Source organism: Microcystis flos-aquae FACHB-1344, assembly GCF_014698375.1.
GTDB lineage: Bacteria > Cyanobacteriota > Cyanobacteriia > Cyanobacteriales > Microcystaceae > Microcystis > Microcystis aeruginosa.
Genome location: NZ_JACJSW010000091.1, coordinates 1 through 6,368 on the forward strand (window position 1 = coordinate 1; position 6,368 = coordinate 6,368).

The window sequence follows — 6,368 nt, forward strand, 5'->3', positions numbered from 1 at the left end:
CGAAAATTGATCATCAAGCGGAGCGAACTGTTCCGAGGGAACCTCGGAACCAGCACGCGCACCAAGAAGAAGATGATATTTTCACTGTTACTATTACAGTTCCTCGTTGTTATCAAGAAATTTAGGGGACAAAAATAACTTTAGATTTTGTTGTCAATGGACGACGCCAACCTGATTTGCTTTATGCCTTAGAATCTAATAAACCTGTTACGGTTCAGATTTTTAGAAGAGAACATAAAGAGAATCAATGGTACATTCATTTATCCCCTTATGGGCCAGCAATTCCTTATATTTCTCATCAAAGAAATGGGTGTCTAGGGATTGACTTAAATGCTCAATCTATTGACCTTGTTTATGTTAAAAGAGATGGAAACTTACCTTCACAAGAAGGAAAGAAAACCTTATTTTCTTGGGAGATTCCCACAGGAACGACGGGACAAGTTGAAGCATCTTTAAGGAACATTGTGGCTGAAATTGTCAGAATAGCTGAAACTTTTCAATGTCCCATCGCTTGTGAAGACTTAGATTTTAGTCAAAAGAAAGCTAAGTTAAGACATTCTCCGAAAAAGTATAATCGGATGCTTAGTGGCTTTGTTTATGATAAATTTAGAGCGTTTTTAGTCGCTAGAGCCGAAAAATATGGGATAGAAGTCATTTTCAAAAATCCTTTGGCCACATCGGTTATTGGGATGGTAAAATATATGGCTAAATATGGACTCAATTCAGCTTTTTCTGCGGCCATGGTGATTGCCAGACGAGCATTAGGGTTCTGTGAGAGGATACCTCGCTCTTATTGGCCAATCATAGGGATTTGTACTGAATCACCAGAGGATGGTTTAGTGCAATCATGGGGTCAATGGGGGAAACTCTGTAAGCTCTTGAGTGAACAGAATATAGCGTTTCCTAAGCTAGTGAGGTACACCTATTTTTCTTCCCTTTTGCCTCTTGCCTTTTGCCTCTTGCCTAAAACCCATAACTTTTGTACCTCAGCAGACTGAAAAACGCTATATCTCCCGACACCAAATGTTTGAACCAGCGAAAGTCCTAGAGGCACTGCAATTAGCAGTTTCCCGAACTAGAAGGGGGGAATCTCCCCCCAGCAAAGGCAGGAAAGTCAAATCTGCTTGTCTACCAGTAGTTTTTTCAAACAGTCAAACTCACGGGGAGTCACCGATGCCCCAAAACTGTTAGTCTAATAAGATATTATTAGATACCAACAGGTTTTTAGTAGGTGTAAACAAGCCTAGAGGATCGGGTTTGTCTTAGCTTAGTCTATTGGAGGACTTAGGGCTACAGAAAACCTCAACCTCAGCCGGTTTTTGGATGCGATCGCCTCGCTCGCTCCTTCCCAGGGCTTGACATAAATCCCGCAATAATGTTACAATGAGAAACTGGCTTAAGCCAAAGACAGCAGGTGCGAAACAGCTTAAATACCCTGCCGAGGTCAAAGCGAGAAAACAGCGGCCAAAAAGACTAAAGAGAGAGATTTTCTGTCTTGGTCGTGCCTGAACTGGATTCTCTCCACTCAACCCCGGCGCTACAAGGGGTTATTTTTGCGCCTCTGGAACAGATCCCCCGCATACAGGAGGTGAACAAGGGATGGGGAGAAGCAGAGAAAGCAAGGGAGTAATTCTAGAAGAATTAAAAACCTCCCTGAGGGAAGCTCAATTAACGATGGTCATCGACTATCAAGGTTTAACCGTCGCCGAAATCAGCAATCTACGCCGCAAATTGCGCCCCACGGGAACGATTTGTCAAGTCACCAAAAATACTTTGATGGGCTTGGCGATCGCTGAAGATAGTGGCTGGGAACCGATGAAAAGCCTTTTATCGGGAACATCCGCCTTTCTGCTCGTAAAAGAGGATATCGGTGGAGCTTTCAAGGCCTATCAAGAGTTCAAAAAAGAAAGCAAAAAAACCGAATTGCGCGGCGGTGTCCTCAAAGAAGGGACCAAAGGTCAACTGTTAACAGAAGATCAGCTCAAAGCGATCGCCGATTTACCGTCGAAAGAACAGTTAATCGCTCAGGTCGCCGGAGCAATTAACGCCATTGCCACCAAACTGGCCCGCAGCATCAACGAAGTTCCCGCCTCTTTGGCCCGTGCCGTCGATGCCGTGGCCCGTCAAGAAGAAAAAGAAGCGGCTTAAGACCGCGCCAATCAATCACTTACAAACAATTAGGAGTCTAACCCATGTCTGCTGTAGCTGAAATCTTAGAAAAACTGAAAACCCTGACCCTCTTAGAAGCTGCGGAATTAGTCAAAGGTATCGAAGAAACCTTCGGAGTTAGCGCCGCTGCTCCGGCCGGTGGCATAATTATGGCCGCTCCCGGGGCTGCTCCCGCGGCCGCCGCTGAAGCTGTGGAAGAACAAACCGAATTTAACGTCGTTCTCGAAGAAGTTCCCGCCGACAAGAAAATTGCTATCCTCAAGGTAGTGCGCGAATTGACTGGTTTAGGACTCAAAGAAGCGAAAGACCTAGTAGAAGCCGCTCCCAAAGCGGTTAAAGAAGGCACTAACAAAGATGATGCCGCCGCCGTCAAGAAAAAACTGGAAGATGCCGGGGCAAAAGTTAGCGTTAAATAGATCGCCACTGATTCTGGGGATGTAGATTACATCCCCAGACAAGCCGAAAAGCTCATTTCCTGATACTATAGGATTGTCATAGCAATCTTGTAGGATGTCCAACCATGGAAAGCGTCGCTTACATCTTGGTTTTAACTATGGCCTTGGCGGTAATTTTCTTCGCCATCGCCTTCCGGGAACCTCCCCGGATTCAAAAGTAAATTTCTTAACTCCGTTTAACTTAATAATTTTCTTCCCTGAGCCGCCCGCTTGTCAAAAGCAGGTTAGCGGCTCTGGTTTTCGTATTTAAAGGCTTAAATTAAAGGTTCCCCTCACCGAGCGCCTCCTATGCAGTGTCCTAATTGTCAGCATACCGATAGTCGCGTTTTAGAGTCCCGTTCCTCCGAAAACGGTCAGAGCATTCGTCGTCGTCGTGAATGCTTACAGTGTAAATATCGCTTCACCACCTACGAGCGCATAGAATTCGTGCCGATCACGGTGATTAAAAAAGATGGTAAACGGGAATCTTTTGATCGCTGCAAACTGCTGCGGGGTATCGTCCGCGCCTGCGAAAAAACCGGCATTCCCCCCTCAAGATTAGAGGCGATCGTCAATGATATCGAATCCCGTCTGCAGCAAGACTCAAAACGGGAGGTAACAAGTCAGGAGATCGGTCAATTAGTCCTAGAATACCTCCGGCAAGAATCGGAAGTAGCCTATGTGCGCTTTGCTTCGGTTTATGGCAATTTTCAGGGAATTAGAGACTTTATCGCCGCTTTAGCGCTGCTGCAATCCTCCGAAATCGAACGCGCTCATCCTTCTTGGTCTCAAGTGGAAGAAGCCAGCGTGATCACCTCATCTTAAATAGTCCCCGATTCAGTTATAATTAGGATCCCTTGTGCTATTTAAAGCCCAAGCTCTGGTTAGATTCTTAAGAGTCATTCTTGAGGCGGATTGCCTGCAAGAAAGCCGGATGCGGCAGTTCATCCCCTAGGCCCTGCCTAGGAACTAAATTGGGAGGCATCTCCTTTATTTAGAAACTGTACATCACATAGGAGGAAAAACCTACGGAAATTCCGAGGCCCAAACAACGTACATGACCACCCAAAAAACCGCAAACAAAAACATAGGCTTTACCCATGAAGATTTTGCCGCCCTTCTAGACAAATACGATTATCATTTCAGTCCGGGAGATGTTGTCGCCGGGACTGTTTTCAGCATGGAACCCCGGGGAGCGCTCATCGATATCGGTGCTAAAACCGCCGCTTTTATCCCCGTGCAGGAGATGTCGATCAACCGCGTCGATAATCCCGAAGAAGTTTTACAACCTAACGAAACCAGGGAATTTTTCATCCTTACCGACGAGAATGAAGATGGACAGCTAACCCTGTCGATCCGTCGCATTGAATATATGCGCGCTTGGGAACGGGTGCGTCAATTGCAAAAAGAAGATGCTACCGTGCGATCAAATGTTTTTGCCACTAACCGTGGTGGGGCATTAGTCAGGATTGAAGGTCTCCGCGGCTTTATCCCCGGTTCTCACATTAGCACCAGAGAGGCGAAAGAGGATTTAGTTGGTCAGGAATTGCCCTTAAAGTTTTTAGAAGTGGATGAGGATCGCAACCGTCTGGTTTTAAGTCATCGTCGCGCTTTAGTGGAACGCAAGATGAACGGTTTAGCCGTGGGACAGGTGGTAATCGGTTCCGTGCGCGGAATCAAGCCCTACGGTGCTTTCATCGATATCGGTGGAGTCAGTGGTTTACTGCATATTTCCGAAATCTCTCACGATCACATTGACACCCCCCACACGGTTTTCAATGTCAATGATGAGTTAAAAGTGATGATTATCGATCTCGATGCCGAAAGAGGTCGCATTTCCCTCTCGACTAAACAATTAGAACCCGAACCGGGAGATATGCTGAAAAATCGCCCGTTAGTGTTTGAAAAAGCGGAAGAAATGGCGATTAAATACCGAGAAAAACGTCTAGCGGAAGCGGAAGGCCGCACTGTCTCGGAAGTAGTCGCAGAAATCGAAGGTCCTCCCGCCTTGGAGGAGGAAGATTTAGTTCTCGCTGCCACCGAGGAGTAGGTCAGTTATCAGTTATCAGTCGTCAGTTATCAGATTTGAGTTTTAAGTGTACAGTATTAAATAGAAGTTTCCTACTGTCTTTTCACTGATTACTGTTTACTGATCACTGATCGCTGAAACGTCTCCCAACCGCTCATTTAATTGAAATCCTGAAAACCGACACTGCTGGCAACTCCTGTAATTCCGGTCATCTCCTCACTACTGTTGGCATCGAGGAAACGATCCAAGTGATCAAAAGTGGTTCCGTAGGTAATAGTGTTATCGTCGTATCCTTTCAGACTGACGGTATGTTGATTAAAAGCTTGGTGGAGATGGGGTAAACCGATGAGATAACTGTAGGTAGTTGCTCCGATGGCTAAATCCCTACCCATTTCTTTAGTAGCCGACTCTAAACGAAAAGCGGCGTTGACCGTATCGCCGATCGCCGTATAATCTGGATGTTCACCGCTGCCAGTATTGCCCACCATGGCATAACCGGTATTCACTCCCGCACCGATGCGTAATTTAAAGGGTAAGGGATATTCTTCGCTTAAGGCCCGGGTCATCCTGTATATTTGCGTAATTGCTTGGAAAATTTGCAAGATATCGTCTTGATTGACTTCCTGTTGGCCGTGAAACCAGATGGCCATGATCGCATCACCAATATATTTATCTACCCAACTGCCGGAACTGCGGATAATACTCCCGGCATGGCGAAACCAATTGCCAATCAGAGAAGAAAGCACTTTTTCGTCTAATTGCCTCGTTAAAGCCGTAAAATTTCGTATATCCACCACCATCACCGATGTTAAGCGACGTTCATGGAGGGCGAAGGTGGGGGTATCCCATTCTAAATTGCGCGGTTGCTTGCCTATGTTAGTGGGAGTAGGACGATAGAACTGCACTTCGGTTTTGCCAAAGGTGATCCGATCTTTGTCATGGATAGTCACGGGAATGGCTACCCTTCTGCCATTAACAAAAGTTCCATTGCGACTACCGAGATCGATCAGATAAAAATCTCCTGTTTCCGTGGATTGTAAAATAGCGTGATTGCGAGAGATACAGTGATCTTTAATCACGATATCGTTGTCTTTGCCCCGTCCGATTGTCCAGTAAGGTCTCCCCACGAGAGGGAAAAAACGCTGTCCCTTCTCGGCATGGAGTAGTAAATAAGGATGTTGTCCTAGTATATCCACGGGTAGATCAGCTGCAATAGATAGATGGCAGTAACTACATATCATATAGCGAATATTCCGCAGCTCTTCAGATGTTTGGCTCTTCGGTTTGTGTTATGCAATGGACGGGGGTTATAAGGGATGGAACCCTTATATAGAAAGGCATTTAGCGATTTTTGTCAATTGTTTTTGATATAGCTGAACTTCCCCCATACATATATACCATAATAGCCCAAAACCCTTATCCATCAATGGATGTACCCCCTTAACTTTTCTTAATGTACCCATGTAATTTGTAACATTTCTTAATGGACAAGAATTCTCTCTATTTGCTAGAATGGTAGTCATGTATATAGAAAAAGTTCCTAACCGTAATTCCCCCCCCGCTGTCCTTCTTCGTGAATCCTATCGAGAAGGAGATCAAGTCAAAAAAAGAACCCTGGCCAACCTCTCAAAATTACCCGATGATATTATCGACAATCTAAAACTGGCTCTTAAAGGGGCAACACTGTCAATGACTGAAGGCATTCCCGCTCATTTTGAAGTGATTAGAAGTCTTCC

General features: G+C 45.5%; 7 protein-coding genes and 1 pseudogene. 7 read left to right on the forward strand and 1 reads right to left on the reverse strand.

Annotation, left to right across the window (positions count from 1 at the left end; translation table 11 throughout):
* The first annotated feature begins 176 nt into the window (after positions 1 to 176).
* From H6G48_RS06915 to H6G48_RS06940, 6 genes are all read left to right on the forward strand, one after another.
* A complete protein-coding gene (locus H6G48_RS06915) occupies positions 177 to 998 on the forward strand; it encodes an IS200/IS605 family accessory protein TnpB-related protein (RefSeq protein ID WP_242034561.1) in 822 nt (273 codons plus the stop codon).
* 601 nt (positions 999 to 1,599) lie between these two features.
* The gene (gene rplJ, locus H6G48_RS06920; protein WP_190720431.1) at positions 1,600 to 2,148 is read left to right on the forward strand and encodes a 50S ribosomal protein L10; all 549 of its coding nucleotides are present in this window, start codon (positions 1,600 to 1,602) and stop codon (positions 2,146 to 2,148) included.
* Between the two features lie 44 nt (positions 2,149 to 2,192).
* On the forward strand, positions 2,193 to 2,585 hold the full coding sequence (rplL, locus tag H6G48_RS06925) for a 50S ribosomal protein L7/L12 (RefSeq protein ID WP_004162771.1): 393 nt from the start codon (positions 2,193 to 2,195) through the stop codon (positions 2,583 to 2,585).
* Between the two features lie 104 nt (positions 2,586 to 2,689).
* Positions 2,690 to 2,785: a photosystem II reaction center protein T gene (locus H6G48_RS06930; RefSeq protein ID WP_071823417.1), complete on the forward strand. Its 96-nt coding sequence runs from the start codon at positions 2,690 to 2,692 to the stop codon at positions 2,783 to 2,785.
* Positions 2,786 to 2,912: 127 nt separating this feature from the next.
* Entirely contained in the window at positions 2,913 to 3,428 is a 516-nt protein-coding gene (gene nrdR, locus H6G48_RS06935; protein WP_002757126.1) for a transcriptional regulator NrdR, read from the forward strand.
* Between the two features lie 232 nt (positions 3,429 to 3,660).
* On the forward strand, positions 3,661 to 4,653 hold the full coding sequence (locus H6G48_RS06940; protein ID WP_004162767.1) for a 30S ribosomal protein S1: 993 nt from the start codon (positions 3,661 to 3,663) through the stop codon (positions 4,651 to 4,653).
* 137 nt (positions 4,654 to 4,790) lie between these two features.
* Here H6G48_RS06940 and H6G48_RS06945 read toward each other — a convergent pair whose 3' ends face one another.
* Complete coding sequence (locus H6G48_RS06945) at positions 4,791 to 5,828, reverse strand: FHA domain-containing protein (protein WP_423202531.1); 1,038 nt, start codon at positions 5,826 to 5,828, stop codon at positions 4,791 to 4,793.
* 325 nt (positions 5,829 to 6,153) lie between these two features.
* Here H6G48_RS06945 and H6G48_RS06950 point away from each other — a divergent pair.
* Positions 6,154 to 6,368, forward strand: a pseudogene (locus tag H6G48_RS06950) (IS1634 family transposase); the annotation flags it as partial.

What these genes read in the sequence shown, in the direction of transcription:
- rplL (WP_004162771.1), top strand. Translation starts at nt 2,193, where the DNA reads ATGTCTGCTGTAGCTGAAATCTTAGAAAAACTGAAAACCCTGACCCTC.
- H6G48_RS06930 (WP_071823417.1), top strand. Translation starts at nt 2,690, where the DNA reads ATGGAAAGCGTCGCTTACATCTTGGTTTTAACTATGGCCTTGGCGGTA.
- rplJ (WP_190720431.1), top strand. Translation starts at nt 1,600, where the DNA reads ATGGGGAGAAGCAGAGAAAGCAAGGGAGTAATTCTAGAAGAATTAAAA.
- nrdR (WP_002757126.1), top strand. Translation starts at nt 2,913, where the DNA reads ATGCAGTGTCCTAATTGTCAGCATACCGATAGTCGCGTTTTAGAGTCC.
- H6G48_RS06940 (WP_004162767.1), top strand. Translation starts at nt 3,661, where the DNA reads ATGACCACCCAAAAAACCGCAAACAAAAACATAGGCTTTACCCATGAA.